At 64.0% G+C, this 26,522-nt stretch carries 25 protein-coding genes and 1 pseudogene; 12 read left to right on the plus strand and 14 right to left on the minus strand.

What is annotated here, in order from left to right:
• Window positions 1–125: 125 nt before the first annotated feature.
• Window positions 126–2,405, plus strand: a complete 2,280-nt coding sequence (locus tag IVB41_RS31580) for a spermidine synthase (protein WP_247438339.1) — start codon at window positions 126–128, stop codon at window positions 2,403–2,405.
• 9 nt (window positions 2,406–2,414) lie between these two features.
• On the opposite strand, the gene IVB41_RS31585 is transcribed toward IVB41_RS31580, so the two are convergent.
• Window positions 2,415–3,410: a glycerophosphodiester phosphodiesterase gene (locus IVB41_RS31585; RefSeq protein ID WP_407062509.1), complete on the minus strand. Its 996-nt coding sequence runs from the start codon at window positions 3,408–3,410 to the stop codon at window positions 2,415–2,417.
• A 161-nt stretch (window positions 3,411–3,571) separates the two neighbouring features.
• Between IVB41_RS31585 and IVB41_RS31590 the strand changes: the two genes are divergently transcribed.
• The 3 genes from IVB41_RS31590 to IVB41_RS31600 are packed head-to-tail and all read left to right on the plus strand — an operon-like array spanning window position 3,572 to window position 6,947.
• A complete protein-coding gene (locus IVB41_RS31590) occupies window positions 3,572–4,531 on the plus strand; it encodes a fatty acid desaturase (protein WP_247438353.1) in 960 nt (319 codons plus the stop codon).
• A 45-nt stretch (window positions 4,532–4,576) separates the two neighbouring features.
• Entirely contained in the window at window positions 4,577–5,959 is a 1,383-nt protein-coding gene (locus IVB41_RS31595; protein WP_247438355.1) for an MBOAT family protein, read from the plus strand.
• 25 nt (window positions 5,960–5,984) lie between these two features.
• Complete coding sequence (locus IVB41_RS31600) at window positions 5,985–6,947, plus strand: hypothetical protein (protein WP_247438357.1); 963 nt, start codon at window positions 5,985–5,987, stop codon at window positions 6,945–6,947.
• Window positions 6,948–6,954: 7 nt separating this feature from the next.
• Here the strand turns inward: IVB41_RS31600 and IVB41_RS31605 are convergent, their stop codons facing one another.
• From IVB41_RS31605 to IVB41_RS31615, 3 genes are all read right to left on the minus strand, one after another.
• Complete coding sequence (locus IVB41_RS31605; RefSeq protein WP_247438359.1) at window positions 6,955–8,655, minus strand: fatty acyl-AMP ligase; 1,701 nt, start codon at window positions 8,653–8,655, stop codon at window positions 6,955–6,957.
• A 24-nt stretch (window positions 8,656–8,679) separates the two neighbouring features.
• Window positions 8,680–8,934, minus strand: coding sequence for an acyl carrier protein (locus tag IVB41_RS31610; protein ID WP_247288021.1), 255 nt, complete (start codon window positions 8,932–8,934; stop codon window positions 8,680–8,682).
• Window positions 8,935–9,158: 224 nt separating this feature from the next.
• Complete coding sequence (locus tag IVB41_RS31615; protein WP_247438361.1) at window positions 9,159–9,929, minus strand: L,D-transpeptidase; 771 nt, start codon at window positions 9,927–9,929, stop codon at window positions 9,159–9,161.
• A 320-nt stretch (window positions 9,930–10,249) separates the two neighbouring features.
• On the opposite strand from IVB41_RS31615, the gene IVB41_RS31620 reads away from it, so the two are divergent.
• Entirely contained in the window at window positions 10,250–10,573 is a 324-nt protein-coding gene (locus tag IVB41_RS31620; protein ID WP_027519597.1) for a hypothetical protein, read from the plus strand.
• Between the two features lie 51 nt (window positions 10,574–10,624).
• Here IVB41_RS31620 and IVB41_RS31625 read toward each other — a convergent pair whose 3' ends face one another.
• On the minus strand, window positions 10,625–11,386 hold the full coding sequence (locus IVB41_RS31625; RefSeq protein WP_018454266.1) for an ABC transporter permease: 762 nt from the start codon (window positions 11,384–11,386) through the stop codon (window positions 10,625–10,627).
• On the minus strand, window positions 11,383–12,306 hold the full coding sequence (locus IVB41_RS31630) for an ABC transporter ATP-binding protein (protein WP_247288024.1): 924 nt from the start codon (window positions 12,304–12,306) through the stop codon (window positions 11,383–11,385). The genes IVB41_RS31625 and IVB41_RS31630 overlap by 4 nt, the downstream gene beginning before the upstream one ends.
• 281 nt (window positions 12,307–12,587) lie before the next feature.
• On the opposite strand from IVB41_RS31630, the gene IVB41_RS31635 reads away from it, so the two are divergent.
• Window positions 12,588–13,301 (plus strand): hypothetical protein, encoded by a 714-nt coding sequence (locus tag IVB41_RS31635; RefSeq protein WP_247438364.1) that lies wholly within the window; start codon window positions 12,588–12,590, stop codon window positions 13,299–13,301.
• A gap of 403 nt (window positions 13,302–13,704) precedes the next feature.
• Window positions 13,705–14,694 (plus strand): putative zinc-binding metallopeptidase, encoded by a 990-nt coding sequence (locus tag IVB41_RS31640; RefSeq protein ID WP_247438366.1) that lies wholly within the window; start codon window positions 13,705–13,707, stop codon window positions 14,692–14,694.
• Between the two features lie 75 nt (window positions 14,695–14,769).
• On the opposite strand, the gene IVB41_RS31645 is transcribed toward IVB41_RS31640, so the two are convergent.
• The gene (locus IVB41_RS31645) at window positions 14,770–15,948 is read right to left on the minus strand and encodes a cytochrome P450 (RefSeq protein ID WP_247438376.1); all 1,179 of its coding nucleotides are present in this window, start codon (window positions 15,946–15,948) and stop codon (window positions 14,770–14,772) included.
• A 16-nt stretch (window positions 15,949–15,964) separates the two neighbouring features.
• The gene (locus IVB41_RS31650; RefSeq protein ID WP_247438378.1) at window positions 15,965–17,176 is read right to left on the minus strand and encodes an ABC transporter substrate-binding protein; all 1,212 of its coding nucleotides are present in this window, start codon (window positions 17,174–17,176) and stop codon (window positions 15,965–15,967) included.
• Between IVB41_RS31650 and IVB41_RS31655 the strand changes: the two genes are divergently transcribed.
• Entirely contained in the window at window positions 17,166–17,759 is a 594-nt protein-coding gene (locus IVB41_RS31655) for a MarR family winged helix-turn-helix transcriptional regulator (RefSeq protein WP_245287888.1), read from the plus strand. The genes IVB41_RS31650 and IVB41_RS31655 overlap by 11 nt on opposite strands.
• Window positions 17,760–17,813: 54 nt before the next feature.
• Here the strand turns inward: IVB41_RS31655 and IVB41_RS31660 are convergent.
• Window positions 17,814–18,666 (minus strand): annotated as a pseudogene (locus tag IVB41_RS31660) (alpha/beta fold hydrolase).
• A gap of 124 nt (window positions 18,667–18,790) precedes the next feature.
• On the opposite strand from IVB41_RS31660, the gene IVB41_RS31665 reads away from it, so the two are divergent.
• The gene (locus IVB41_RS31665; protein ID WP_247438380.1) at window positions 18,791–19,408 is read left to right on the plus strand and encodes an ABATE domain-containing protein; all 618 of its coding nucleotides are present in this window, start codon (window positions 18,791–18,793) and stop codon (window positions 19,406–19,408) included.
• Window positions 19,409–19,536: 128 nt separating this feature from the next.
• The gene (locus IVB41_RS31670; protein WP_247358722.1) at window positions 19,537–20,469 is read left to right on the plus strand and encodes a LysM peptidoglycan-binding domain-containing protein; all 933 of its coding nucleotides are present in this window, start codon (window positions 19,537–19,539) and stop codon (window positions 20,467–20,469) included.
• Between the two features lie 343 nt (window positions 20,470–20,812).
• Here IVB41_RS31670 and IVB41_RS31675 read toward each other — a convergent pair whose 3' ends face one another.
• The 5 genes from IVB41_RS31675 to IVB41_RS31695 form a co-directional block, all read right to left on the minus strand.
• Complete coding sequence (locus IVB41_RS31675; RefSeq protein ID WP_247438383.1) at window positions 20,813–21,052, minus strand: hypothetical protein; 240 nt, start codon at window positions 21,050–21,052, stop codon at window positions 20,813–20,815.
• Between the two features lie 26 nt (window positions 21,053–21,078).
• On the minus strand, window positions 21,079–21,396 hold the full coding sequence (locus IVB41_RS31680) for a hypothetical protein (protein ID WP_027570738.1): 318 nt from the start codon (window positions 21,394–21,396) through the stop codon (window positions 21,079–21,081).
• Between the two features lie 116 nt (window positions 21,397–21,512).
• Window positions 21,513–21,968 carry a small heat shock protein HspD gene (hspD, locus tag IVB41_RS31685; protein WP_247401922.1) on the minus strand — a complete coding sequence of 152 codons (456 nt, stop codon included), beginning with the start codon at window positions 21,966–21,968 and terminating at the stop codon, window positions 21,513–21,515.
• Window positions 21,969–22,201: 233 nt separating this feature from the next.
• Complete coding sequence (locus IVB41_RS31690) at window positions 22,202–23,275, minus strand: tartrate dehydrogenase (RefSeq protein ID WP_247438385.1); 1,074 nt, start codon at window positions 23,273–23,275, stop codon at window positions 22,202–22,204.
• Between the two features lie 19 nt (window positions 23,276–23,294).
• Window positions 23,295–24,593: an MFS transporter gene (locus tag IVB41_RS31695; RefSeq protein WP_247438387.1), complete on the minus strand. Its 1,299-nt coding sequence runs from the start codon at window positions 24,591–24,593 to the stop codon at window positions 23,295–23,297.
• Window positions 24,594–24,740: 147 nt separating this feature from the next.
• On the opposite strand from IVB41_RS31695, the gene IVB41_RS31700 reads away from it, so the two are divergent.
• Entirely contained in the window at window positions 24,741–25,658 is a 918-nt protein-coding gene (locus IVB41_RS31700) for a LysR substrate-binding domain-containing protein (RefSeq protein WP_027570742.1), read from the plus strand.
• A 37-nt stretch (window positions 25,659–25,695) separates the two neighbouring features.
• Window positions 25,696–26,520 carry an aspartate dehydrogenase gene (locus IVB41_RS31705; protein WP_247438389.1) on the plus strand — a complete coding sequence of 275 codons (825 nt, stop codon included), beginning with the start codon at window positions 25,696–25,698 and terminating at the stop codon, window positions 26,518–26,520.
• Window positions 26,521–26,522: the final 2 nt, after the last annotated feature.

The following is a 26,522-nucleotide window of genomic DNA, read 5'->3' on the forward strand; positions in this document are numbered from 1 at the left end:
TTCGGAATGACATCTGTATATGAAGCATTCCCCGCTGCAACATCACGAGAGCCTTTATTGCTCGTTCAGGCGCCTTGTGCTCCATTGCGCGCGCCCGGCGTCCGCCGGGATATGCTGGAGCTTCCATGGATTCGATCGTGCAACCCGCCGCCACGGAGCAGCCGTCCTCGTCACGCAACCGGCTGCTGCTGACGGTCTACACCGCCGCGATCTTCGTCAGCGCGCTGTTGCTGTTCTCGGTGCAGCCGCTGTTCACCAAGATGGTCCTGCCGCGGCTCGGCGGCTCGCCGGCGGTGTGGTCGGTGGCGATGGTGTTCTTCCAGTCGCTGCTGCTGGCGGGCTACGCCTATGCGCATTTGTTGATGCAGGTGAGGAACCGCATCGTTCCCGTGCTGGTGCATCTCCTGCTGCTGATCGCGGCCTTCGCCACGCTGCCGCTCGGCATCGCCTCCGCCTATGGCGATCCGCCCGCTTCGGGCTACGCGATCTGGCTGCTCGGCCTGTTCGTGATCTCGATCGGGCTGCCGTTCTTCGCGCTTGCCGCCAACAATCCGTTGCTGCAGGCCTGGTTCGTCCGCACCGGGCATCCTGCCGGACATGATCCCTATTTCCTCTATGCGTCCTCCAACATCGGCAGCTTCCTCGCCCTGTTGTCCTATCCGTTCCTGCTGGAGCCGATGTTCACGCTGCACACGCAGAACCGGCTCTGGACCGGCGGTTACGGCATTCTGATCCTCCTGATCGCAGCATGCGGCGTGCTGCTGTTGCGCTCGCCGAAGCTGGCCCTGGTCGATGCACGAACCGAGGATTTGAATGCGCCGGCGCCCGGTTTCATGACGCGGCTGCGCTGGATATTCCTCGCCGGAGTGCCGTCCGGCCTGCTCATCGCCGTCACCGCGCACATCTCGACCGACGTCGCGGCCGCGCCGCTGCTGTGGGTGCTGCCGTTGTCGCTGTACCTCTTGACCTGGGTGGTGGTGTTCCAGTCGCGGCCGCTGCTGCCGCACAAATGGATGCTGATGCTGCAGCCGGTCGCGATCGCGGGCGTCGTCTTCCTGCTGGCCTTCGGCGGCGAACAGAACCTGCTGCTGACGCTCGGCGGCCATCAATTGTGCTTCTTCGTCATCGCCATGGCCTGCCACGGCGAATTGGCGCGGACCCGGCCGGCCGCGAAATATCTCACCGGATTCTATGTCGCGCTGTCGTTCGGCGGCATGGTCGGCGGCCTGTTCGCAGGGCTCGTCGCGCCGTTCACATTCTCCTGGATCGCGGAATATCCGATCCTGGTTGCGCTTGCCGCGCTCTGCCGGCCGCCGGCGAACGAGCGGCTGGCGGGCATCGTCAAATGGTATTGGCTGGCGCTTGCCGCGCTGGTCGTCGTGCTCGTTGCGCCCTTTGCCACGACGGGCGCCCTGTCGAGCTGGTTCGAGGATCACCGCGTCTGGCTGGCCAGCGGCGTCGGCGTGCTCGCCGCGCTGCTGGCGCTGGCGGTCAACGCCGGCCGCTGGAAGATATTCGCCACCTTCGCGCTGGCGCTGGCGTTGATCCGGGTTTATCCGGCGGACGAAGGCCGCGTCACCACGGTGCGCAGCTTCTTCGGCGTGCACAAGATCGTGGTGACGCCCGGCGGCTATTTCCATGTGCTGATGCACGGCACCACGATCCACGGCGCCGAGCGCTTCCTCAACAATGACGGCACGCCGGTCACTGGCCGGCCCGAGCCGATCACCTACTATCACAAGGATGGCGGCATCGGTCAGGCCGTGACCGCGATGCGCGAGCGCAAGGGCGCGCCGCTGAAGGTCGCGGCGATCGGCGTCGGATCGGGCACGCTCGCCTGCGCCGCGGAGCCGGGCGAGAGCTGGACCTTCTTCGAGATCGATCAGTCCATGGTCGACGCGGCAAGCGATCCGAAGAATTTCCGCTACATCTCGAGCTGCATGCCGGGCCTGAAGCCGGTGATCGGCGACGCCCGCCTCACCTTCGCGAAGGAGCCGGACGGCGGCTATGATCTCATCATCGTGGACGCCTATTCGTCCGATGCGATCCCGATCCATCTTGCGACCGAAGAAGCGATGAAGATCTACAAGGACAAGCTCGCTCCGCACGGTGCCGTGGTGATGCACGTCTCAAACCGCCACCTCGATCTCGAGACCGTCGTGGTCGGCATCGCCGATGCCAACGATCTCAAGAGCTGGGTCTACAACGAGGATTCGGGGCGCGATGGCGACTACATCTTCTCGACCGACGTCGTCATCTCCGCCCGCGAGGATGCCGACGTCGGCAGGCTCGCATCGTCGAAATCATGGGAGCAGACCGAAGCCGACGACAGGGTGCGGGTCTGGACCGACGATTACTCCAACATTTTGGGCGCGCTGTACCGGCGCTTGCGGGACGGGGAGTAAGGCCCGCTTCTACGGCTCCACCGGCGTCGCCGCGGGCAACGCAATTGCTTTCTCGCCCGCGACCTGTCGCAACAAATCGGGCCTGTCGGAGATGATCCCGTCGACGCCGATCTCGATCATGCGCGTCATGTCTTCAGGCTTGTTGACCGTCCAGACCACGACACGCAGCCCGAGCGCATGGGCCTCGGCGATCAGCGCCGCGGTCACATCGCCGAAATAGGGCGACCAGACCGTGCCGCCCGCAGCCTTGATGGTCCGGGGCAGCGACCCGCCATGATCGGTCGGGCTGAATCCTGCTGTCCAATTGGTCGCCTTGTCCAGCGCCACCGTCTGGCTCGAGCCGCGCTGGAGCGTCAGGTACACCGTCGGCATCTTCGGTGCCCGCTGCTGGACGAGCAACAGAGTCCGCCAGTCGAACGACTGGATCATGACGCGGTCGGAGAACTTTTCGGCTTCGATCAGGGCGAGCAGCCTGGTGACGAAAGCTTGCGGATCGGGCGTCTCGTCCGGATGGTTCGGATCGATCTTGGTCTCGATGTTGAAGCGCACGCGCGTATTGCCGGATTTGCGCACCAGCGCGAACAGCTCGCTCAAGGTCGGAATGCGGGTCCCGGGCATGGCGCGCTGGTCGGGGAATTGCTTCGCGTAAGGGCTGTCTGGCCGGAACTCGCCGACGTCATAGGTCCTGATATCGGCGAGCCGCAGTTTCACGAAGGGCGTGCCGGGGGCCGCGACATAAGCGCCGCTCGCATCCCGCGTGATATCAGGGTTGAGCCCGCGCTCATGCGACACGACGACTTCTCCGTCGGCGGTGATGCCGACGTCGAGCTCCAGCGTGTCCACGCCCATCGACAGCGCATTGGCGAAGGCCGGAAGCGTGTTTTCCGGCAGCAGCGCCCGCCCGCCGCGATGGGCCTCGAGGTCGAAAGCCGAATCAAATGCCATGGCCGGTCCCGCAATGAGAAGTGTCAGTACGGTCAAGATCGTCGCAGCACGTGACGGCATGGCGGCTCGTGGGGCAAGGGGAAAGGGGCGATATTTCAACGCGTTTTGGCGCGTCCGGACGATTGTATAGGTTTTCGTGGCTGTTGAAACCTTGGGCGGTGGCTTGGGTTGCGGCCGGCGCGGGGGTATGTACTCTTAGTCGGTGCCCTGGAATCCCGCCCGTGCAGCAGCAACGCGATCATCGAATTATCCGCAGCCGGCATTTTCGCCGGATGCAGCGCCGGCATTTCATCATCTTCGACGTTTTGCCCTTCGTGGGCACGCTGCTGGCGCTGGTCCTTCTGTTCTACCGCCCGATCGGCGCGATGGAGCTTGGCCTGTTCGTCGGCTTCTGGCTGGTTACCGGCCTCGGCCTTACCGTTGGCTATCACCGGCTCTTCACCCACCGCGCCTTCGCGACCTCCACAGCGATGAGTGCGATCCTGGTCGTGATGGGATCGATGGCCGGCCGCGGCCCCATGCTGTCCTGGGCGGCAATGCACCGCCGGCACCACGAATTGTCCGATCACGACGGCGATCTGCATTCGCCGCGGCTGCACGGCGAGGGCGCGTTCGGCCGCCTGCGCGGCTTCCTGCACGCGCATTTGACCTGGATGATCGAGCACGATTATCCCAATGTTGCGCACTATGTCCCGGATCTGATGGCGGATCGCAGGCTGGTTGCCGTCAACAGCTACTATTACAGTTGGGTCGGTCTCGGCCTGGTGCTGCCGGCCGCGATCGGCGGCCTCGCCACCATGAGCCTGTGGGGCGCACTCACCGGCTTGCTCTGGGGCGGCGTGGTGCGCATGTTCGTGGTCGAGCAGACCATGTCCGCCATCAACTCCGTGATGCATAGCTTTGGCGCGCAGCCCTTCGTCACCCGCGACGACAACAGCCGCAATCTCGGCGTGATGGCCTGGCTCGCCTGGGGCGAGGGCTGGCACAACAACCACCACGCATTTCCCTATTCCGCGGCCTTCGGCCTGCGCTGGTTCGAGTTCGATCCGGGCTTCATCTTCATCCGGGCGCTGGAAGCGCTGGGACTGGCCTGGGACGTCAAGGTGCCGAGCGAGGAGAAGATTGCGCGACGCATGCTGCGGCAGCCGGGTGAAGTTGCGCCCGACCTCGAAACGGGCTGAGCATCATCCGCCGGCTCACGCCGGCGATGGCGCGGCTTTGAACCGATGTTGTTCAACGACTATCCCTTTCTCCTGGTCTTCCTGCCCGCGGCGCTGCTGATCTATCGCTTGGCCGATCCCTATCCGCATCTGCGCATCGGCGTGCAGGTCGCGCTGTCGCTCGCCTTCTATGCCTGGGGCAGCCCGTCATTCATCCTGCTCCTGATCGGCTTGATCGTGATCAACTGGCTTGCCTCGGTCGCCTATGGGCGCTTGAAGTGGCCGGCGGTGCTGACGCTGGTGATCGGGCTCGATCTCGCGGTGCTGGCGTTGTTCAAATACGCCAACTTCCTACTCGCCAATCTCGGTCTCGCGCTGGGTACGACGTTGCCGGTGCTCGACGTCGGGCTGCCGCTCGGCATCTCCTTCTTCACCTTCCACCACGTCATGTATCTGGTCGACCTGAAGCGCGGCAGGGCGCCGCTCTATGCGCTCGACCGCTACGCGCTCTACATCGCCTTCTTCCCGCAGGCGATCGCCGGCCCCCTGGCGCGCTGGTCGGAGGTGATGCATCAGTTCGGCAGGCAGATCTACGTTCCGGGCTGGCAGCGCCAGTTCTGTGTGGCGACCTGCTTCATTGCGATCGGCCTGTTCGAAAAAATCGTGATCGCCGACGGCCTCGCGCATCTGCTCGATCCCATCTACGCGCAGGCAGCGAACGGGCCCTTGCCCAGCGGCGATGCCTGGCTTGCCTTCTGCTTCTCCTTCCAGATCCTGTTCGATTTCTCCGGCTATTCCGACATCGCGATCGGCCTTGGTCTGCTGTTCGGCGTGCAGCTGCCGTACAATTTCAATGCGCCGCTGCGCTCGACCAATATCCAGGATTTCTGGCAGCGCTGGCACATCACCTTGATGCTGTTCCTGCGCGACTACGTGTTTTATCCGCTGGTCAACCTGCGTCTTTTGCCGCGGCACTGGCTACCGATCCAGTTCTTCGGCGCGATGATGATCACGATGGCGCTGTGCGGCCTGTGGCACGGCGCGAGCTGGACCTTCGTGTTGTGGGGCGTGCTGCACGGGCTTGCGCTGGTTGCCTGCACGCTGTGGCGTCGCTATGGCCCGGAGTTCCCGTCATGGCTCGGCTGGACGCTCACCGTGCTCTTTGTGCTCGCGACCGGCGTGATTTTTCGCGCGGGCTCCGTGGAGGCGGCATGGCATGTCTTCTGTGGGCTGGTTTCGCCGCTGCCGCTCGAGCGCGGAAAGCATTTGTGGCCGCTGATTGTAGCGCCGCTGTTCGCATTCCTGCTGCCGGCGAGCCAGGACATCGTGGCGGTGCTCACGCGTCGCCCCAATCCGTGGCTCGCGGGTCTGCTCGGTCTTGGGCTATTCGCATTGCTGCTTCACATGGGTGGTCGGGATCTCCATGACTTCGTCTACTTCAAGTTCTGAGACCGACCCCGGCTGGGGTCGGAGCTTGCTCGCGTGTCTGGGCACGCTGATCGGGGCTGCGCTGCTGGTGCTCGCACTGATGGTGGTGGTCGATCCCTATGACAGCGGCAAGCTCGGCCTGCTTGGCATCGACGGCGTCGATAATCGTCTGACTCAGATCACGGCGGCGAGCCGCGCGCGAAATCCGGATTTCAATGCCGCGATCCTGGGCAATTCGACGGCGCAGATGATCGAGCCGATGGAACTGTCGCGCGCGACCGGCCTGCGATTCGTGCAGCTCTACATGACCGGTGCGTTTCCCCGCCAGGAGCTCGCGGTGCTGGACTTCTTCCTGCGGAATCACCGCGAGGTCGGTGCCCTGGTGGTCGTGACTGATCCCGGCTGGTGCGTGCATGCACGGCTCAAGGAGGAGGGCGGCGTCCCGTTTCCCGACTGGCTCTATGACAGAAGCGTCGTCACCTACGCTGCGCGTCTGATCTCATGGCAGGCCATCGAGCACGCTTTTCAACGCATCAGCATCGGCCTTGGCCGGCGACCACGGATGAACCCTGACGGCTTTGTCAGCTACGAGGACATCTGGCCGCCGGGCCAATTCAAGGAAGTCGGCTGGCCCAGGGATCCGGCGCCGTCCTTGTCCGCCGAGATGCGGGCGACATTTCCCGAGATCGCTGCGCTGGCAGATATCGTCAGGACATTGCCGGCCGGTGTGCCCGTCGTCATCATCGTGCCGCCGACCTTCGCGACCACCGTGCCGAAACCCGGCACGGAAGCCGCCCTGGAGCGCAGCGCGTGCGATGCCGCGCTGAAGAAAGTGGTCGCGGGCCGACCGCGCAGCAATTTCATCAACTATCGCGTTGACAACGATCTCACGCGCGACCGCGCCAATTTTGCCGACTTCATCCACTATCGCGCCATCCTGGCGCGCAAGATCGAGCAGGGGATCGTTGCGAGCCTGCGCGATGGGGAGAACGCGAAGATCGATTTCTGAGCGGTCCTCAGCCGAGCTGCTCGAAACCGCCATCGAGCCAGAGTTTGCGCGCCAGCTTGCGCTGGATCTTGCCGCTGGTGGTCTTCGGCAGGGCGCCGGGCCGGATCAGCGCGATGTGGCGCGCCGAGAGTTCGTGGTTGTCGGCGATGGCCTCCCGAATCCGGCCCCTGATCGCTTCGGTGTCGATCGAGTGACGCGCGGTGCGCTCGATTTCCTGGACGATGACGAGTGCCTCTTCGCCGGTCTCGTCGGGCACCGAGAACGCCGCGCCGCAATTTTCGCGCAAAGCTCCATCGAGCGATTGCACGGTGCGCTCGACGTCTTGGGGATAATGGTTGATGCCGCGGACGATGATGAGGTCCTTGATCCGCCCGGTGACGAACAGTTCGCCGGTGACGTCGAGCAAGCCGAGGTCGCCGGTGCGCAGCCACGCCCCGTTTTCGCCGGTAATCTGCGCATTGAGCCCCTCGCGCGTCGCCTCGTCGTTGCGCCAATAGGCGCGGGCGATATTGGCCCCGTTCACCCATATCTCGCCGACGCGGTCCGCGGGCAGGCGCGTGCGGTTGTCCGCGTCCACGATGGCGATCCGCTCGCCGGTGAGCGCGCGGCCGCAGCCGACGACGATCTGCGTGTCTTCGGCGCTGGAAGGCGCTTCCGCTGCGTGCGCCTGAAGCGCCGTGCGGCTCAGGCTGCGTGTGACATGACCGTCGTCGCGGCGTCCGCCGGAAATCAGGAGCGTCGCTTCCGCCATTCCGTAGGCGGGATACATTGCGCGCGGATCGAAGCCGTGCGGCGTAAATGTCTGGATGAACCGTTCGATGGTTTCCGCATGCACCGGCTCTGCGCCGTTCAGCGCGATCCTGAGCGAGGACAGTTCGACGCCCTCCATCTGGTCGGCGCGATAGCGGCTGACGCAAAGGTCGAAGCCGAAATTCGGGCTGCACGCCACTTCCGCGCGGTAATGAGAGATCGCGCGCAGCCAGCCGAGCGGCCGCTGCATGAACGCATTCGGTGCCATCAGCACGCAAGTCGCCCCAACATAGAGCGCCTGCAGTGCGTTCAGGATCAGCCCCATGTCGTGATAGAGCGGCACCCAATTGACGTAAGTCGATTGCCGGGTGTTGCCGAGCGCGAGCCGGATCATCTCGAGATTAGCGAGCAGATTGGCGTGGCTCACCATCACGCCTTTGGGCGCGGACGTCGAGCCGGAGGTGTATTGCAGGAAGGCGATGTCGTCCGGCGCCGGCTCGGGCAGTTCGATTGTCTCATCATCGGCCGCGGCGAGATCGACCTCGATCCAGCGAATGTGCTCGTGCGCGAAGCGTGCCCGCAGATCACCGCGGAGCGCGACGGCCGAATTGGTCAGCGCCACCGCCGGCGTGCAATTGGCGAGTATCGCGGCGCTCGCATCGCGCGCGCTGTTTCGCCGTGGCGTCATCATCGGCACGGCGATGATGCCGGCGATCAGACAGCCGAAGAACGCCACCATGAATTCGATGCCGGGCGGAAACACCAGGATGGCGCGGTCGCCGGGACGCGCGGCCACGGTCAATCGCTGCGCGAGGGCGGATGCGGAGTGATGCAGTTGGCGGAAGGTGAGGACAGCTTCCTCCGTCCCGCGATCGGATACGAAGATGTAGGCCCTATCGTCGGCCTGCTCCGCCGCACGTCGGGCCAGCAGTGCCACGAGCGAGCGGAAGGTTTCCATGGGTTGCGCCGGCTTCTGCCGCCCTCAGGCGGCGGGACGGATTGCGCCCTTGTCGGCGAGAAATTGCGACAGCGCCTCAACGGTCGGATGGTCGTAGAAGTCGTCCGTCGATAGTTCGAGGTCGAGCTTCTCCTCGAGTTCCATCATCAGGTAGACCAGCATCGCCGAATCGAGCCCAAGGCGGCTGAATTTCGTGCCGATGTCGACCCGGTCCTTCGAAATTCGCAGGATATTTGCCAGGGCGGCAACGCAGAAATCCGAAATCTGCTCGCGTGTCATGTCATGTCCCAAAAACAATGGGACGACAATACGGGTGACCCCCTGGTTGTCAATTTGACCGGAACGCCGCTGCGTTGAAGGTTGTGGACTGTTGCTTCCTTGCGTCGGCCGGTGCCCAATCCGTGCACAGGCTGGCGCTGTTTCCTGCGGTCGACTGCGGCAACGCGCCCGTCGCAGCAGCGGCTTTCTGATTCGCTGGCGCGGCAACGCCGCGTTCAGATAGGTCAGTTCTGGTAGTAATAGCCACGGGGTTGGTAAACCTGCCGGGGCTGCGGCTGATAGTAGGTGCCGTTGCCCTGATTGTAATATTGCTGCGGCTGCTGCTGATAGACCTGTGCGTCATAGAGCGGGCGGCTGCCACGCGGCGCCGGGTAGCGCGCGCCGGTGTCGGTGCCGTCGGCCGGATAGATGTAGTTGTCATCCTGCGGCATGTAGCGGCGGGCAGGTGCGGCCTGAGGCGTCAGGTTCACGGGATCGCCTGATGTGGCATACTGCTCTTCGGCGGGCTGCGGCGCGCGGGCCACTGCCGTGGGGTTGCGGCCACGCGGATTGCGCGCCAGGGCCACCTGCGCCGAGCCGGTCAGCGTCACCGTGGTGTTGAGCACGCCCTGCTGCTGCACCAGCGTGTAGAGCGTCGTGGCATTCTGGCGCGACAGCCGCACGCAGCCATGCGAGGCGGGCGTGCCGAGCCGACCGACCGAGTCGGTGCCGTGGATGGCGTGCCCGACCTTGGTGAAGAAGATCGCGTGCGGCATCGGCGCGTCGTCGAATTCCTTGGAGTAGTGATCCTCTTCCATGCGGAAGGTGCGGAACGCGCCGTTCGGCGTCTCCCGCGAGGGGATGCCTGTCGACACCGGCCAGTGGTAGCGCGCGACGCCGTCGACAGCGACGGTCATCTGCTGATTGTCCTTGTCGACGGTGATCTCGACCTTGGCCTGCGCGGTGCCCGCGCTCAAAAGCATCAGGGAGGTGAAAGCAATAAAAAACGAACGCATCTGACTTGTGGCCTCCGGCCTGTTCACACTAGGCGCCGCGGCTCTCCGTCCCCCGGCGTGCACTATGCCTGCAATCCGGCTTTCGTTCCAGCGGCCTGCCCGCCCATCGTTAACGGGACGCCCGGCGTAAGCAAGGCCGCTTTGTGCCGCAAAGCCAGCGGCGGCGCTGACATTTTCGCGAGCGGGAGATGCGTTCACAATGCCGACAATTCATCAGAATGGCGCAACCATCCGGGGCGCAACCATTTGGCCGCATCGGCGTTGATGATCGCTGCCTCGACCGGCGGCTTCCGCCGCCGGTTTTACCTTTGGGAATGAAGATGAACAAAGTTTGCGTCGCCGCCGCCTCTCGGCCGGCCGGTCTGCCTTTCCGTCTGCTCTTTGCTGGCGCCGCCGTTCTGGCCGCGCTGTCCTGCATCCCACAGCCTGGCCATGCCCAAGGCATCGTTCGGGGCGCCCAGGAAGGTTCTTATGAAGGCAACCGGATAGCCGGCCCCGTGGGTGGCGTGGTTGGAGGCGCGGTCGGCGCGGGTGTCGGCGGTGCCGTCGGCGCGGTCGAGGGGGTGTTCGGCATTCCTCATCGCGGCCACCGTCGCTGCCGCGGCTATTACGACGGATACAACCGCTTCCACTGCTATCGGTGATGTCCCCGTAGCCCGGATGGAGCGAAGCGCAATCCGGGCTACGCCTCTCGATCAGTTCTTCAACCGATACCCCGTGCGGAAAATCCACCAGATCACGACCAGACAGATCACCAGGAAGGCCGTCGTCATGCCGATGCTGACGGCCATGCTGACGTCCGCGATCTCGTAGAAGCTCCAGCGGAAGCCGGAGATCAGATAGACGACCGGATTGAGCAGCGCCACCGTGCGCCAGGCGGGTGGCAGCATGTCGATGGAATAGAAGCTGCCGCCGAGGAAGGTCAGCGGCGTCACCACAAGCATCGGGATCATCTGCAGCTTTTCGAACCCGTCGGCCCAGATGCCGATGATGAAGCCGAACAGGCTGAACGTCACCGCCGTCAGCACCAGGAAGGCCAGCATCCAGACCGGATGGTGGATGTGCAGCGGCACGAACAGGCCGGCTGTGGCGAGGATGATCAGGCCGAGGATGATCGATTTGGTCGCGGCCGCGCCGACATAGCCGAGCACGATCTCGAAATAGGAGATCGGCGCGGACAGGATCTCGTAGATCGTGCCGGTGAATTTCGGGAAGTAGATGCCGAACGAGGCGTTGGCGATGCTCTGCGTCAGCACCGAGAGCATGATCAGGCCCGGCACGATGAAGGTGCCGTAGCTGACGCCCTCGACCTGGCTGATGCGCGAGCCGATCGCGGCGCCGAACACCACGAAATACAGCGAGGTCGAGACCACCGGCGACACGATGCTTTGCAGCAGCGTGCGCCAGGTGCGCGCCATTTCGAACAGATAGATGGCGCGGACAGCGCGGTAGTTCATGACGCCCTCACGAGATCGACGAAGATGTCCTCGAGCGACGATTGCGTCGTGTCGAGATCGTTGAAACGGATACCGGCGGTGCGGAGGTCGCCGAGCAGGCTGGTGATGCCGGTGCGCTCGCCCTTGGTGTCGTAGTCGTAGACCAGCGTCGCACCGCCGTCGCAGAGGTCGAGCTCGTAATGCCTGAGGCTCTCCGGCAGCGCATCGAGCTTGCCTTGCAGATGCAGCGTCAGCCGCTTCTTGCCGAGCTTCTGCATCAAGGTAGCCTTGTCCTCGACCAGCACGATCTCGCCCTTGTTGATGACGCCGATGCGGTCGGCCATCTCCTCGGCTTCCTCGATGTAATGCGTGGTCAGGATGATGGTGACGCCGGATTGCTGGAGCGTGCGCACCACCTCCCACATGCCCTTGCGCAGCTCGACGTCGACGCCGGCGGTCGGCTCGTCGAGGAACAGGATCTGCGGCTCGTGCGACAGCGCCTTCGCGATCATCACGCGACGCTTCATGCCGCCGGAGAGCGTGATGATCTTGCTGTCCTTCTTGTCCCACAGCGAGAGGTCCTTCAGCACCTTCTCGATATGATCGGGGTTCTTCGGCTTGCCGAACAGCCCGCGGGAGAAGCTCACGGTCGCCCACACGCTCTCGAAGGCATCGGTGTGCAATTCCTGCGGCACCAGCCCGATCAGCGAGCGCGCCTTGCGAAAGGAGGTCTGGATGTTCTCGCCGCCGACGAGGACCTTGCCTTCGCTCGGATTGGCAATGCCGCAGATGATCGAGATCAGCGTGGTCTTGCCGGCGCCGTTAGGGCCGAGCAACGCGAAGATCTCTCCGCGCTTGATGTCGAGATTGACGTTCTTGAGCGCCTTGAAGCCGGACCCATAGGTCTTCGACAAATTGGCGACGGAAATGATGGAGGACATGATGGCCGCAAGTCTGAGGGGGCGAAGGCTGGGGAGGGGAGGCTGGAACCTGCCGGGAGGGGCGGGTCAGCGGAGCCCTGAGATAGGAATGCCCTTGCGCGGCTGCAATTAGCCGGAGAAAAATGGCCTCGAAACAGGCCCTTCCGAGGCGGGTTTCAGGCAAGTGTTGCGCGATGGTCACGACTTGCTGCTAAGATCGTCGTTCACGCGGCTCTTTGTTGCGTCTGCGAGCAGGCCATGGCTACGATTCCGGCCGAAGCATATTCCCAAGGAAAAGATCGATGAGACCGAACGGCCGTCACACCGCTGGCGCCAGCCAGTTGTCCGCCCTCCGTGCCTGGGCGATGGGCCTGCTCCTGCTGTCAGCTGTTGCCATGAGCCCGAACACCGCCAAGGCGGCGCCGAGCCAGGCTGCGGTCGCGACCACGCATGTCTACCTGCTCCGCGGCGTGCTCAACATCTTCTCGCTCGGGCTCGACACCATCGGCGCCCGGCTCCAGGCGCAGGGCATCCCGGTGACCGTCTCGAATTTCGTGTCCTGGTCCTCGCTCGCCGATGAGGCCGCCACCGCCTACAAGGCCGGCCGGCTCAGGACCATCGTGCTGGTCGGGCATTCCTCGGGCGCGACGGCGCTGCCGGACATGATCGCCAAGCTCAACCGTCTCGGCGTGCCCGTGAAACTCGCGATCGGGCTCGACTCCGTGTTCAAGACCAAGCTGTCGACCGGCGCGGAGCGCTACATCAACATCTATATCGGTGACGGCCCCGGCGAGCCGGTAAAGCGCGCGGACGGTTTTCGCGGCAAGCTCGACAATGTCGACGTCCGCGGGTCCGGCGTCGGCCACATCTCGATCGACAAGAACGAGGCGATCCAGCGCCGCGTGATTGCCGAGATCGACGCTGCAATCATGCGCTCGCGCGCACCTGCTCCGGTTGCCGAACCCGGCGCCCCCAGGCCGGCGCGCTCGGCGGCGGCAACGGCTCCCCGGAATTAAGCCTTTCGCCGCAAGCCGCTGAATTGACAATGCCGCCGTCATGCCGACGGCGGCATTGTCGTATCTGCACAAGCCAAGCTCGATCACCCGCCGGTCGAGTGAAGGGAACTCTGCACACGATCTGGTGTTGTCACACCATGACAAGGAAACGAAACGTCGGTCCCATGGCGGTTCAGCCCGAGCGGGCGTGGGCCGGTCGGCCTGTTTCCGAAAACGTCCTTGAGAAAAAGCCGCAGCCTCAATTGAGCCAGTTGAGCGCGAAGCGAGCCGGCCTGTTGAGGCAGCACGCGCTGCGAACGCAGCGGGCGTTGCTCGCCGGCAACCGCGACGGTCGCAAGAGTTAAGAGTTCCTCGAATCGACAGGCCGTTTTTCCGGTGTGCCGTCTGTCTGGGGCCAGTCCACGTGAAGATTTATCAGTGCCCGTCATGCCGCCATCCTGTCTCGTTCGAGCACGTCGCGTGCGCGAATTGCAGCACCGAGCTGGCGTTCGATTCCTCGCGCATCGAGATGACGAAACTTGCATCCCATCAATCTTGCCGTAACCGCGAAATCATCGGTTGCAACTGGTGTGTCGAGGGCGCGGACTGGTATTGCGACTCGTGCCGCCTCACGCGCACGATTCCGAATCTCGGCAGCACCAGAAACATCATGCTCTGGCGCCGGATGGAGGAAGCCAAGCGCCGTCTTCTCTATGATCTCAGTCGCCTCAGGCTTCCGCTTGCATCGCGCACCGGCGCACCATTGGCGTTCGACATTCTCTCGGACGAGGTCAGTCCGATCCTGACGGGGCATCTCTCGGGTCTGATCACGCTCAACCTTGCGGAGGCCGATGATGTCGAGCGAGAAGCTCGCCGCGTGGCGTTCCGGGAGCCGTATCGCACGCTGCTCGGGCATTTCCGGCACGAGATCGGTCACTTCTATTGGGACCTGCTCGTTGACGGCACGACATTCCAGGCCCCGTTCAAGCTGATCTTCGGTGACCAGGCGCAGGACTATCAGGCCGCGATCAACACCTATTACAGCCGCGCCGATCGTTCATACGACCGAAGCGGCTTCATCAGCGAGTACGCCACGTCCCACCCCTGGGAGGATTGGGCGGAAACGTTCGCGCATTTCCTGCATATCGTCTCGACGCTCGATTCGCTGGCAGGTTTGCCGTTGTCGCTGGACGAGCGCGCCCGCCAGACCCTGACGGATCCCTATCTCGAGAGCGACTTCGAGGCACTCCTGGCCCTGTGGATGCCGCTTGCCCGCAGCATCAACGAGCTCAACCGCTCGCTCGGGATGAGCGACGCATATCCGTTCGACATATCGCCGGCGGTCAAAGGCAAGCTGCATCTCGTCCACATGGCGATCAGCGCATTCCGCGATCAGCAGAGCCTGGCGGCGTAAATTTCGCGGGGGATAGCCCCGTTTGAAGCAAGAATCTAGGGCTTCGGTTCTGATTCGATCAGAACCAATCATGCTCTAGGCAGCCGTCACCCGCACGGGCATGCTCTTCAGCCCACGCAGGGAATTGTTGAGCCTGCGCCTCGGCTCTGCCGTGAGCTCGATGGTCTTCACTCGCCTTGCGAGCTCGCCGAAGATCAATTCGCCTTCCAGGCGTGCGATCATCTGGCCGACGCAGGCGTGGATGCCGGCGCCGAAACCGACATGCCCGGTCGCGAGCCGTTCGACGTCGAAACGGTCGGCTCGGTCCCAGCGCGCGGGATCGCGGTTGGCGGAGGCCATGAACAGCAGGACCTTGCGGTGTGCGGGGATCACGCCGCCGCCGATCTCGACATCGCGCGTGGTGGTGCGGAAGAACGTCTGTACCGGTGAATCATAACGCAGCCCTTCCTCGAAGGCATTGCGCGCCAGCTCCGGCTTGTGGTGCAGCTTGCGATATTCATCCGGGTGAGCGGCGAGCGCGAGCAGCGTATTGCCGATACCGTTGACGGTGGTGTCGATCCCGGCGGTGAGGAACGGTCGCACCAGATGGGTTGCTTCATGCTCGCTGATCTCGCCGTCGTCAGCCGCCTGGTAGATCATCATGCCGAGCCCGTCCGGTTGCAACGCATCTCGCGCACAGCATTCCATGATCCAGCTCTGCGCCGCGAGGCCGGCTTGTCGTGACGCCGCCAACGTTTCGTTCTCCGGGCCAAAACTGTCGAACACGAACGTGCTCCAGGCCAGCAGCCTGTCGCGGCCGTCCGGCCGGATGCCAATCGCATCCGGAAACACCTTCATCGGGTAGGCCTCGGCGAGATCGGTGACGGCATCGAACGTGCCCTTGTCGATCAGCTCCGAAACCTTCTTCTCCGCTTCCTTCTGAAACGTCTCGCGCAGTCGCCGCGCGACACCCGGGGACAGGGTGCGGCCGAGCACGCGGCGGCCCTTGTCGTGGTCGGGAGGATCGATCTGGAGCGTCAGCGGCTTTGGCAGGGCCGGGTTCATCCCGTGCAGCCCGACACCCTCGCCGCTGATGAACGTCTTCCAGTCCTTCAGGGCCGGCTCGACTTCGGCATAGCCTGCCATGGCCAACACGCCGTAGCGCTCCAACGCGAACGCGGGACCGAGCGCGCGCAACGCCTCATAGGCGGGATAGGGGTCCATCAGGAAATCTGGCGCAAACGGGTCGGCCGGACTGGATGCAATGCCGTTCATGGTCAGCTCCCGTCCACTATTGCCTGGTTAGCGGACACTGGCCTTCGCTCTCGGGGCGGAACGCGTCCTCACCCTTGATCGTGGCGACCACCTTCAGCAGGTCCCAAGTCGATGTCGACCCTTCGGGCGCCTTGACCTGGAGCAGATAGAGCGGGTGGATCTTGCGGCCGTCCTTGCGGATGTAACCCTTGCCGAACAGCGGATCGTCGGTCGGCATCTCCTTCATCGCCGCCACCACCGCCTTGCCGTCTTTGGCACTGCCGACCTTGTCGACCGCTTTGAGGTAGTGAATCACCGAGGCGTAGACGCCGGCCTGCATGTCGTTCGGATAGGCTTTCGACGGAATGCGTTCGGCGAACCGCTTGGCGAAAGCCCGCGTGCCGTCGTTCAGATCCCAGTAGAACGGGTTCATGATCTGCGCGCCTTGCGCAAACTTCAACCCGAGCGCGGGGAGGCCGTTCATGCCCAGGATCAACCCGACCAGCTTATGGTCCTTGGTCAGACCGAACTCGGCGGCCTGCTTCATCGACGTGATGGTGTCGTCACCGGCATTGGCGAAGCCGACGACGTTCGCGCCCGACGCCTGGGCCTGGAGCAGGAAAGAGGCGTAGTCGGCCGTTCCCAACGGATGCCGGACGCTGCCGAGCACCTCGCCGCCGGACGCCTTGACGGCCTCCGCCGCCTGTTTTTCCAGATCGTGACCGAAGGCGTAGTCAGCGGTGATGAAGAACCATTTCTTGCCACCCTGCTGGACGATCGCCTTGCCGAGGCCGCGCCCGTAGGCATAGGTGTCGTAGGTCCAGTGCACGGTGTTCGGCGTGCATTTTTCGCCGGTCAGCAGCACCGTACCGGCGCCCGATCCGACGAAGACCTTGTTCTTCTCGGCGCTCATGCCGGCGACGGCGAGCGCGATCGACGAGTTCGGAATGTCGAAGATCGCGTCGACGCCGTCGTTCTCGTACCAGCGCCGCGCGATGCCGATCCCGATGTCCGTCTTGTTCTGGTGGTCCGCGGCGACGACCTCGACCGGCTTGCCGCCGGCCTTTCCGCCAAAATCCTCCACCGCCATCTTGGCGGCGACGACGGAGCCTATGCCTTGATAGCTCGCGAACGGCCCCGACTGGTCGTTCAGGATGCCGATCTTCACCACGTCCTGAGCGAGGGCCGGCCCCGCCGCAGCCAGCATCAAGGCCGAAATGCACAATTTATGCAGAAATTTGCTGTTCATTGTCTCCCTCCCGTGGGCGGTCTTGGTGCCGCTAAATAATAGTTATATTTTATATCTATTTTCGGGAGAGTCAATTCGGCGGATTCTTGGGCCGCCGCGGTTCGAGGATCATGAGTTCGTGAAACCCGCAGGGAAGTCCGGCCAGCAGCCGGAGAAATCGTTGAATTTGCAGGCGCTCCAGCGCACGCCGGGCTTCATGCTTCGGCTCGCACAGCTGAAATTCTTTGAGGGCTTCTACGAAGCGTTCGCCGCATTGGGCGTGACCCCCGCGACCTATGCGATCTTCGTCGTCATTCGCGACAATCCCGGCGTTCCGCCAAGCAGCCTCGCAAGCCTGCTGCGGCTGCGCCTGCCCAATCTGATCAAGATCCTGAATGAGCTGGAGTCGTCGGGCTTCATCAAGCGCAACCGCTCCAAGGCGGATCGCCGCGCCGTCGAGCTCGTGCTGACGCCAAAGGGCGCCAAGCTCATCCACGAGGCGACGAGCCTGACGGAGCCGTACAACAAGAAGATGCTCGTGCCGCTCAGCGAAGCCGAGCAGCGCACCCTGCTCGAACTATTAAACCGGATCCTGCCGCTCTAGGTGGCCCGCATCGGCGGGCGTGCCGCCCGACAAGGGCCATGGCCGTTGCTCCTGTTAGGTCAAGAACGCGCGAATGCTGTCCGCGATCTCCTTCGCATGCGTCTCCAGCGCGAAATGGCCCGTGTCAAAGAACTGCACCACGGCGTTCGGATTGTCGCGTTTGAACGCTTCGGCGCCGGGCGGAATGAAGAACGGATCGTTCTTGCCCCAGACCGCGAGGAACGGCGGCTGGTGCGTGCGGAAATACTCCTGGAAGGCGGGATAGAGCGCGACGTTGCTCTTGTAGTCGCCGAACAAATCGAGCTGCACGTCGTCCGAGCCCGGGCGCGCGAGGTAGAAATTGTCGAGGCTCTGGCCGTCCGGTGACACGGTCATCGGATCGGGGACACCATGCGTGTACTGCCAGCGCGTGGCTTCCGGCGTGAGGAGCGCGCGGAGCGCCTCGCGATTGGCCGGCGAGGGATCCTGCCAATAGGTCTTGAGCGGAGTCCAGTTGTCGCTAAGGCCATCCTCATAGGCGTTGCCGTTCTGCGAGATGATCGCCGTGATCCGCTCGGGGTGGCTGAGCGCAAGCCGGAAACCAGTCGGCGCGCCGTAGTCGAAGACGTAGACCGCGAACCGGTCGAAACCGATCACTTCGGTGAAGCGTTCGATCACGCGTGCGACGTTATCGAACGTGTAACGGAAGCTTTCGCGCGAAGGCATGTCGGACTGGGCCGAAGCCGGGAAGATCGGGCGCCACAATCTGAAACCTGTTAGCAAGCAGCGGAATGAGGTCACGAAACATGTGGCCTGCGCTGGGGAAGCCGTGCAGCAGCAGGAGTTTTGGCGCTCCGGCAACGCCGGCCTCGCGATAGGCCACCTTGAATCCGTCGATATCCGCGCTGCGGTACGTGATTGAGGCCATGACATTCTCCATTTGCAGTAACCTTATAAAAGCTTTTTAAGAGGTTACTTTCAGGCCTCGTAACTTGTCAATGACGTTTTAACTGGTTATCTATGTTGTTCTCCCGACCGGCCAAGGACCGCTCATGGACCGCCCGCCCGCCATGTTCATCGCCGACTCGCTCGGCCTCGACTTCCTCAACTCGGTGGCGACGCCGGTCGATACGCCCGTGGACTGGATCGACGACGGCGATGGCCTGATCGACTGGCTGGCACAAGCGAAGCTGGTGCCGGCGGATGATCTGCACGCGCTGACAGCACGTGCCACGCCGGACGAGCTGGACAAGGTCGCGGATCAGGCGCGCGCCTTGCGCGAATGGTTCAGGGGGTTCGTGCGCAAGCATGCGGGCCGGCCGCTCACGACAGATGCCTTGCGCGAGCTCGGTCCATTGAACAGCCTGCTGGAGCGCGACGAAGCCTTCAGCCGGATCGAGCCCGGGCCTCACGATGGCGGCGCTCTGGCATTGCGAATCAAGCGGCGCTGGCGATCGCCGGAAGCGCTATTGCTGCCGGTTGGCGAAGCCATGGCGAAGTTCGTCTGCGACGAGGACTTTTCGAACGTCAAGGCGTGCGAGGGGCATACCTGCACCATGCTGTTCGCCGACCACACGCGCCGGCGCGCGCGGCGATGGTGCATCATGGCGGTCTGCGGCAACCGCGCGAAACAGGCCGCCCACCGCAGCAGGCTCAAGAGCATGCAGTGATTGGGTGTCGAGATGCTGGAATGAGCGTGGATCGAGCCCCGGTTCCGTGCCCCAAATTCCACCCAATCGACCGTCACTAAGCGCCTTTGGGGGAGGCTGCAGCCTCCCGGAGTGGGACTGCTGGACTGATGATCGATTTGAGGCGACTCCTCGCGCTGGCAGCCGTTGCGCTGCTCGCCTTCAGCACCGGGACGGCCGTTGCCTCACCTGCCAAGACGAAGCCCGCCGCGGCCGCACCCGCCGCGCCACCGCCCCCACCGTTCGAGCCGTTGCCGCCGCCGAAAATCTACCTGTTTCGTGGCGCCATGGGGCCGTTCTTCTCCACCGGCATGGACCGGCTCGAAGAGAAGCTGACGCAGGCCGGCTTTTCGGCCAACGTCTATGAATTCACCATCTGCCGATGGATCGGCGATCGTGCCATCTCGAGCTACAAGGAAACGCCGGCGCCGATCGTGCTGATCGGGCATTCGATGGGCGGGCTTTGCTCGATCGTCATCTCCGAGATGGCGGCCAAGGAGAACGTCCCGATCAGCCTCGTCATTACCATCGATCCCGCGCATGCGACCGGCGACGTGCCGCTCAATGTCGAGCGCTTCATCAACATCTACCTCTCCGACAGTGTGCTTGGCGGCGGCAACGTGGTCGCGGTGCCGGGTTATCGCGGTCACTATGCGAGCTATGACCTGAAGGAGAACGCGCGGGTCAGCCACATCAACATCGAGAAGTCCGACGACATCCACCGTCAGATCGTCGACATGGTCACGCAGTTGCCGCGCATTCCGCCCCAGACGCAGGTCGATGCCGTGCCGCTGCGCTATCTGGTGCCGGCGAATACGCTTGTCGAATTGTGGGACAGTGGCGTGCGGCTACCGGTACGCCGCGGCGACACCATGGAGAGCATCGCGGCAGCCAATCGCGTGCCGTTGTGGTCGCTGGCGCAGAGCAACTCGCTGCCGGAGAACGCAACCCTCACCCCCGGCCAGTCCATCATCGTTCCGCGCCACCTGACGCCGCCGGAGCCGACAGCCGCCATGGCGACCCCGCCGCCCGCACGGCGGTAAGCGGTCAGCAACGGAGATCGCCGGGATGGAGCTTGGCTGATGCCAGGCACCATCCCTCGCGGCGCCTGTCATTCACGCATCTTGTGTCGCGGCAGCCATCTTGAGGCAGGTGTCGCCAAGGGGGAGCGAGCCGTGGCGGAAGCCCGGCCCGCCGGGCGATAAGGCGCGGCGAGAAGCATCAGAAACAACGCCCTTTCAGCCGCATATTTGGCGGCGGGTCGGCCGTTTTCGCAGCCGTGCATGACCAGGCGTCCTTCCCTCGTGCAGACACGCCACCGCCATGTCCTTCGACCGCATTTCTTCAGGAACACTTCGAATGTCGGGAGCTGTTCGGGCATGTCGATTACCCGTGGCTGCTCGCCGTCAGGCGCGTGGTTGCGTTCCCCATCGCCCGGTTCGGAGCCTGAAAGGTGAGCGGAAAGGCGGAGACGGAGACCTTCTCGATCGCCGAGCGCTCCTCGGACACGCGTCGCTCGATGAACCGCCGTTCGAACTCGGTCAGCTCGGTCTTGAGCAACCGCTGATAGCGGCTGATGTTGCTGCGGTGGCCGCGCAGCAAGGCCAGCTCTTCATCGACCCTCATCGCAATCTCCGTAGAGCTGTCGTTGCCTACGCTGCGAGGCCGGTTCGCTCGACCGATCGCGTGCGGACCGGCTTGCCGCCCGGAGGCCCCTTCGGATGGTGGTCGAGGCTCGCGAGCGCTTCCAGGATTTCGTCGATGGTGACAGCTTTGCCCGAGCCGGGCAGCTCCCGCAATGTCGGACTCGAGGCGACACTGGCTGCGTCCGACGCCCAGGACGCAAGGATCGCGCGCTTCTCGCCGATCGACAGCGTTGGATCGGCTATGACGTCGCGGGGATGATCATAGACAGAGCCAGGGTGCAATATCGCGTTCAGATCGATGATGTTGTCGACATGATCGAGCATGAGAGGTCCTCCTCCTTTCTCTAAACCTCTGACTTGCATTCGGGTACGCGGTCGAAGGCCATGGCCGATCCCGCCCGACCATCGGGCGGGATCACCGGGTCTCCGACAGACCGAATTCAGGCGGCTTTGCCTTCGAGTTGATGCACGTTGCCGGACGGCGCGGCATTGATGGCAATTCGCCGCGGCTTCATGGCTTCAGGGATTTCCCGGACCAGTTCGATCTTGAGCAGGCCGTTCTCGAACGAGGCGCTGTGCACCTGAACATAATCGGCCAGGTTAAACTGCCGCTTGAACGGCCGCGCGGAAATGCCCCGGTAGAGATATTCGCGTTCGGTTCTGTCCGGCTTGTTTCCCTCGACGGTCACCGCGTTCTGCTCGGCCGTCACCGTGACTTCGTTGGGTGAGAAGCCCGCAATCGCAAGCGAAATCTGGTAGCGATCCTCGCTGAGGCGTTCAATGTTGTAGGGGGGATAGTTGTCCTCGCCGGCACGCTGTGCCGTTTCAACGAGGTCGAAAAGACGGTCGAAGCCAACGGTCGAACGCCACAAGGGAGAAAAGTCGTAAGTGCGCATAGCCAGATCCTCCAAGGAGCAAAATGGATACGAACGACACCGGACACGACCGGTACCCGTCTCAGTTTCCCGACCCACCAGGCGTCGGGAACGCCACCTCTCGGCGGCAGCGGAAAAATAAAAAAAGCCCGTTTTGGTTTCAAGAGGGGGTCCAAAATTTTTTGGAATCCCTGGCGCCTCCCGACCCAACCCTCTCCCCGCAAGAACGGGGGAGGGAGGAGACGCACCGCGGACTACACGTTGGATCCCTGGATCGCCTCGATCACGGCATCCGTCACCTCCTTCGTCGTCGCCGTGCCACCGACATCCGGTGTCAGCACGCCGGCGGCACATACTTTCTCCACCGCCGCCATCAACCGCACCGCCGCGTCTTTTTCGCCGAGATGCTCCAGCATCTGCGCGCCGGTCCAGAACGTCGCGACCGGGTTGGCGATGCCCTTGCCGGTGATGTCGAAGGCCGAGCCGTGGATCGGCTCGAACATCGAGGGGAAGCGGCGCTGAGGGTCGATATTGCCGGTCGGCGCCACGCCGAGGCTTCCCGCCAGTGCCCCTGCGAGGTCGGAGAGGATGTCGGCGTGCAAATTGGTCGCGACGATGGTGTCGAGGCTCTTCGGGTGCAGCGTCATGCGCACCGTCATGGCGTCGACCAGCATCTTGTCCCAGGTCACATCAGGGAATTCTCCCGCGACCTCGGCCGCGATCTCATCCCACATCACCATGCCATGGCGCTGCGCGTTCGACTTGGTCACTACGGTCAGGAACTTGCGCGGACGCGACCGGGCCAGCTCGAACGCGTAGCGCATGATCCGCGTCACGCCGACGCGCGTGAACACCGCGACCTCGGTGCCGACCTCTTCCGGGAGACCCCTGTGGGCGCGGCCACCCATGCCGGCATACTCGCCCTCCGAATTCTCGCGGACGATCACCCAGTCGAGGTCGCCGACGCCGACATTGCGCAGCGGCGAGGCGACGCCCGGCAAGATCTTGGTCGGCCGCACATTGGCGTATTGGTCAAAGCCCTGGCAGATCGGCAACCGCAGGCCCCACAGGGTGATGTGATCGGGAACATCGGGCGCACCGACCGCGCCGAAATAGATCGCGTCGAACTTCTTGAGCTCCGCGAGGCCGTCGGCGGGCATCATCACGCCGTGCTTCTTGTAATAGTCCGAGCCCCAGTCGAACGTCTTGATGTTGAAGGCGAGGTCGCCGCTGCGTTTGGTCAGCGCCTCCAGCACGCGAACGCCGGCGGAGATGACCTCGGGGCCGATGCCGTCGGCGGGGATCGCTGCAATCGAATGGGTACGCATGAGGATGCTCCGTTGGGTGTCAGTGGGATTGCGTGACGGGTTCGACGCGGGCGGTCTGCGCCCGCGACAATAGCAGGGTCAGGACCGCGGAGAGAACCAGCAGGCCTGCAACGCAGTAGAGCCCGCCGACAAAGCTGCCGGTCTGGTCCTTGATCCAGCCGATCATGGCGGGCCCCACGAAGCCGCCGAGGTTGCCGATCGAGTTGATGGTGGCGATGCCCGCCGCGGCCGCGGGGCCGGAGAGGAATAACGTCGGCATGCTCCACAGCGGTGGCTTCGCCGAGGAGATGCCGATGTTGACGAGCGCCAGCGCGATCAGCACGGTCACGACGCCGGTCGCAAGTCCGGCAAAGGCGAGCCCCGCCGCCGCGAGCAGGCAGGCCAGAACGACGTGCCAGGTGCGCTCGCCGGTGCGATCCGAATGGCGCGCCCACAGCACCATGGCGACGACGGCGGCGCTCGCCGGCAGCGCGTTGAGGAATCCGACCTGGAGCGAGGACAAGCCGAACTGCTTGATGATCTGCGGCGCCCAGACGCCGAGCGTGTAGAGGCCGGCCGAGGTGCCGAAATAGATCAGTGCCAGCGCCAGCACCCGCGGATCGGCGAGCCCTCGCCAGATGCTATGCTTCGCGGTCGCAGCTTTGCTGGTGGTCTCTACGTTCATGGTCTCGACCAGCCAGCGCCGCTCGTCATCCGCGAGCCATTTTGCTTTCTCCGGGCGGTCTGTGAGGAATGCCAGCACCACGAACCCCAGCAGCACCGCCGGCAGCGCCTCCAGCACGAACAGCCATTGCCAGCCCTTGAAGCCGAGCATTCCATCCATCTCCAGCAGCGCGCCCGAAACGGGCGATCCCAGCACGGTCGAGAGCGGCGCCGCCGCCATGAACAGCGCAGTCACGGCCGCACGCTGGCGTGCCGGGAACCAGTAGGAGAGGTAGAGGATGATACCGGGAAAGAACCCGGCCTCGGCGACGCCGAGCAGGAAGCGCAGCGCGTAGAAGCTGGTCGGGCCCTGCACGAAGGCCATCGCGGCCGACACAATGCCCCAGGTGATCATCACCCGCGCGATCCAGATCCGTGCGCCGACCTTGTGCAGGATGATGTTGGAGGGTACCTCGAACAGGAAGTAGCCCCAGAAGAAGATGCCGGCGCCGAAGCCGTAGACGGTCGGCGACAGGCCGATGTCCTTGTTCATCGTCAGCGAGGCGAAGCCGATATTGACGCGGTCGATGAAGGCCACGAAGTAGAGCAGCATGATGAAGGGAACGATGCGCCATGTGAACTTGCGCAGCACGCGCGTCTGAATCTCGGTCGCCATCTCAGCCTCCCTGATTCCGTTGTGACGGCGGACCCTGAAGGTCCACTTCGGAGCCAAGCTAGGCGGGAGTGGCTGGGGGACTCAATTGGCGCTGGTTTATACAAAAAAATGATATAATCCTCGCCGGGAAGGCCAGGAGGACTGCGAATGGAATTGCATCAGTTGCGATGCTTCGTGGCCGCGGCCGAGCAGTTGCATTTCGGCCGCGCGGCACAGCATCTCCAGATGCTGCCCTCCGCACTGGGCCGCCAGATCAAGCTGCTGGAGCATGATCTGGATACGCGGCTGTTCGCGCGGACGACGCGGGCGGTGTCGCTGACGGAAGATGGCGCGACGCTGCTGCGCGATGCCCGTGCCATCCTTGCCCGCGTCGAGGCGGTCGAGAGCAATCTGCGCAATCGCTCGCGCGCGGGGGCTGCTCGAAAACTCCGGGTCGGCGCGATCGACAGTGCCGCGGCGGGGCTGTTACCGGCATTGCTCCGCGACTTCCGCGCAAAGCACCCGGAGGTCGGGGTGCAGCTTCTGGAGGAGAAGACCGTCCGGCTGCTGCCGAAGATCCTGACCGGCGCGCTCGATCTCGCCTTCGTGCGTCCGCCGGCTCAGCGGGACAAGCGGCTCGAATTCCGCGATCTGCTGCAGGAGACAGCCATCGTGGCCTTTCCGCAGCGCCACGCGCTGGCCAAACGCAAGTCGATCACGCTGGTGGAGATCGCCGACGAAGCGATGCTGGTGCCGGACCGCCGCTCGCGGCCGCACAGCCACGACCTCACGATAAGACTGTTCGAGCAGGCAGGCCTCACGCCACGCATCGTGCAGGTCGCCGACGAGAAGCAGACCATCATCAATCTCGTCGCAACCCGGCTCGGGGTCGCGATCGTGCCACGCTGGAGCACGCGGATGGCCGTGTCAGGCGTGCGCTTCGTGCCGCTGCGGCCAAAGCAGATCGGACCCGTCGGCCGGCTACCGCTCGCTGCCGCATGGCTGCGCGGCTCGCGTGACCCGACCCGCGACGCGATGCTGTCCGTGCTCGAGACGCGTCTGCGCAGCTATGCGCGCGACGCCTGAGGCGCTATGACATCGGCTGTGCGAGAGGTGTAATGCGATGACTGAACGGCAAGCTTCGAACGAATTGCGGGTTGCCATTGCAGGGCTCGGCTCGATCGGCACCAAGATCGCGACCGCGCTCGATCAGGGCATCGAGGGATTGACGCTCTCCGCCGTGGCGGTGCGCGATCCCACAAAGCATCAGAAATTGCTCGGCGGCCTGCGTCGTCCGCCATCCGTATTGCCGCTCGACCAGCTCGGCGACGCCGCCGACATCGTCGTCGAATGCGCGCCGAGCAGCCAACTGCGTGCGATCGTCGAGCCCGCAGTGAAACGCGGCAGGGCCGCGGTCGTGGTCAGCGTCGGCGGGCTACTCGACAATTTCGATCTTGTCGATCTCGCCCGCGCCAATGGCGGCCGCATCCTGGTGCCGACCGGCGCGCTGATCGGGCTCGACGCCGTCAACGCGGCTGCGATCGGCACCATTCATTCGGTGAAGATGGTCACGCGCAAGCCGATCGACGGCTTGAAGGGCGCGCCGTTCATCGTCCAGAACAATATCGATATCGACAATCTGCGCGAGCCATTGAAGCTGTTCGAGGGCACGGCGCGCGAGGCCGCGAAAGGCTTTCCGGCCAATCTCAACGTCGCGGTCGCGCTGTCGCTCGCGGGGGTTGGGCCGGATCGCACCCAGGTGCAGATCTGGGCGGACCCGACCGTGACCCGCAACGTTCACCGCATCGAGGTCGAGGCGGACTCCGCGCGCTTCTCGATGTCTATCGAGAACATCCCGTCCGAGAATCCCAAGACCGGGTTGATCACGGCGCTGTCCGTGATCGCGCTGCTCCGCAAGCAGCGCGCCACGCTCAGTGTTGGAACATAACC

This window comes from Bradyrhizobium sp. 44, assembly GCF_023073095.1.
GTDB lineage: Bacteria > Pseudomonadota > Alphaproteobacteria > Rhizobiales > Xanthobacteraceae > Bradyrhizobium.

What these genes read in the sequence shown, in the direction of transcription:
- IVB41_RS31580 (WP_247438339.1), top strand. Translation starts at nt 126, where the DNA reads ATGGATTCGATCGTGCAACCCGCCGCCACGGAGCAGCCGTCCTCGTCA.
- IVB41_RS31585 (WP_407062509.1), bottom strand. Translation starts at nt 3,410, where the DNA reads ATGCCGTCACGTGCTGCGACGATCTTGACCGTACTGACACTTCTCATT.
- IVB41_RS31595 (WP_247438355.1), top strand. Translation starts at nt 4,577, where the DNA reads ATGTTGTTCAACGACTATCCCTTTCTCCTGGTCTTCCTGCCCGCGGCG.
- IVB41_RS31605 (WP_247438359.1), bottom strand. Translation starts at nt 8,655, where the DNA reads ATGGAAACCTTCCGCTCGCTCGTGGCACTGCTGGCCCGACGTGCGGCG.
- IVB41_RS31610 (WP_247288021.1), bottom strand. Translation starts at nt 8,934, where the DNA reads ATGACACGCGAGCAGATTTCGGATTTCTGCGTTGCCGCCCTGGCAAAT.
- IVB41_RS31615 (WP_247438361.1), bottom strand. Translation starts at nt 9,929, where the DNA reads ATGCGTTCGTTTTTTATTGCTTTCACCTCCCTGATGCTTTTGAGCGCG.
- IVB41_RS31620 (WP_027519597.1), top strand. Translation starts at nt 10,250, where the DNA reads ATGAACAAAGTTTGCGTCGCCGCCGCCTCTCGGCCGGCCGGTCTGCCT.
- IVB41_RS31625 (WP_018454266.1), bottom strand. Translation starts at nt 11,386, where the DNA reads ATGAACTACCGCGCTGTCCGCGCCATCTATCTGTTCGAAATGGCGCGC.
- IVB41_RS31630 (WP_247288024.1), bottom strand. Translation starts at nt 12,306, where the DNA reads ATGTCCTCCATCATTTCCGTCGCCAATTTGTCGAAGACCTATGGGTCC.
- IVB41_RS31635 (WP_247438364.1), top strand. Translation starts at nt 12,588, where the DNA reads ATGAGACCGAACGGCCGTCACACCGCTGGCGCCAGCCAGTTGTCCGCC.
- IVB41_RS31645 (WP_247438376.1), bottom strand. Translation starts at nt 15,948, where the DNA reads ATGAACGGCATTGCATCCAGTCCGGCCGACCCGTTTGCGCCAGATTTC.
- IVB41_RS31650 (WP_247438378.1), bottom strand. Translation starts at nt 17,176, where the DNA reads ATGAACAGCAAATTTCTGCATAAATTGTGCATTTCGGCCTTGATGCTG.
- IVB41_RS31665 (WP_247438380.1), top strand. Translation starts at nt 18,791, where the DNA reads ATGGACCGCCCGCCCGCCATGTTCATCGCCGACTCGCTCGGCCTCGAC.
- IVB41_RS31670 (WP_247358722.1), top strand. Translation starts at nt 19,537, where the DNA reads ATGATCGATTTGAGGCGACTCCTCGCGCTGGCAGCCGTTGCGCTGCTC.
- IVB41_RS31675 (WP_247438383.1), bottom strand. Translation starts at nt 21,052, where the DNA reads ATGAGGGTCGATGAAGAGCTGGCCTTGCTGCGCGGCCACCGCAGCAAC.
- IVB41_RS31680 (WP_027570738.1), bottom strand. Translation starts at nt 21,396, where the DNA reads ATGCTCGATCATGTCGACAACATCATCGATCTGAACGCGATATTGCAC.
- hspD (WP_247401922.1), bottom strand. Translation starts at nt 21,968, where the DNA reads ATGCGCACTTACGACTTTTCTCCCTTGTGGCGTTCGACCGTTGGCTTC.
- IVB41_RS31690 (WP_247438385.1), bottom strand. Translation starts at nt 23,275, where the DNA reads ATGCGTACCCATTCGATTGCAGCGATCCCCGCCGACGGCATCGGCCCC.
- IVB41_RS31695 (WP_247438387.1), bottom strand. Translation starts at nt 24,593, where the DNA reads ATGGCGACCGAGATTCAGACGCGCGTGCTGCGCAAGTTCACATGGCGC.
- IVB41_RS31700 (WP_027570742.1), top strand. Translation starts at nt 24,741, where the DNA reads ATGGAATTGCATCAGTTGCGATGCTTCGTGGCCGCGGCCGAGCAGTTG.
- IVB41_RS31705 (WP_247438389.1), top strand. Translation starts at nt 25,696, where the DNA reads ATGACTGAACGGCAAGCTTCGAACGAATTGCGGGTTGCCATTGCAGGG.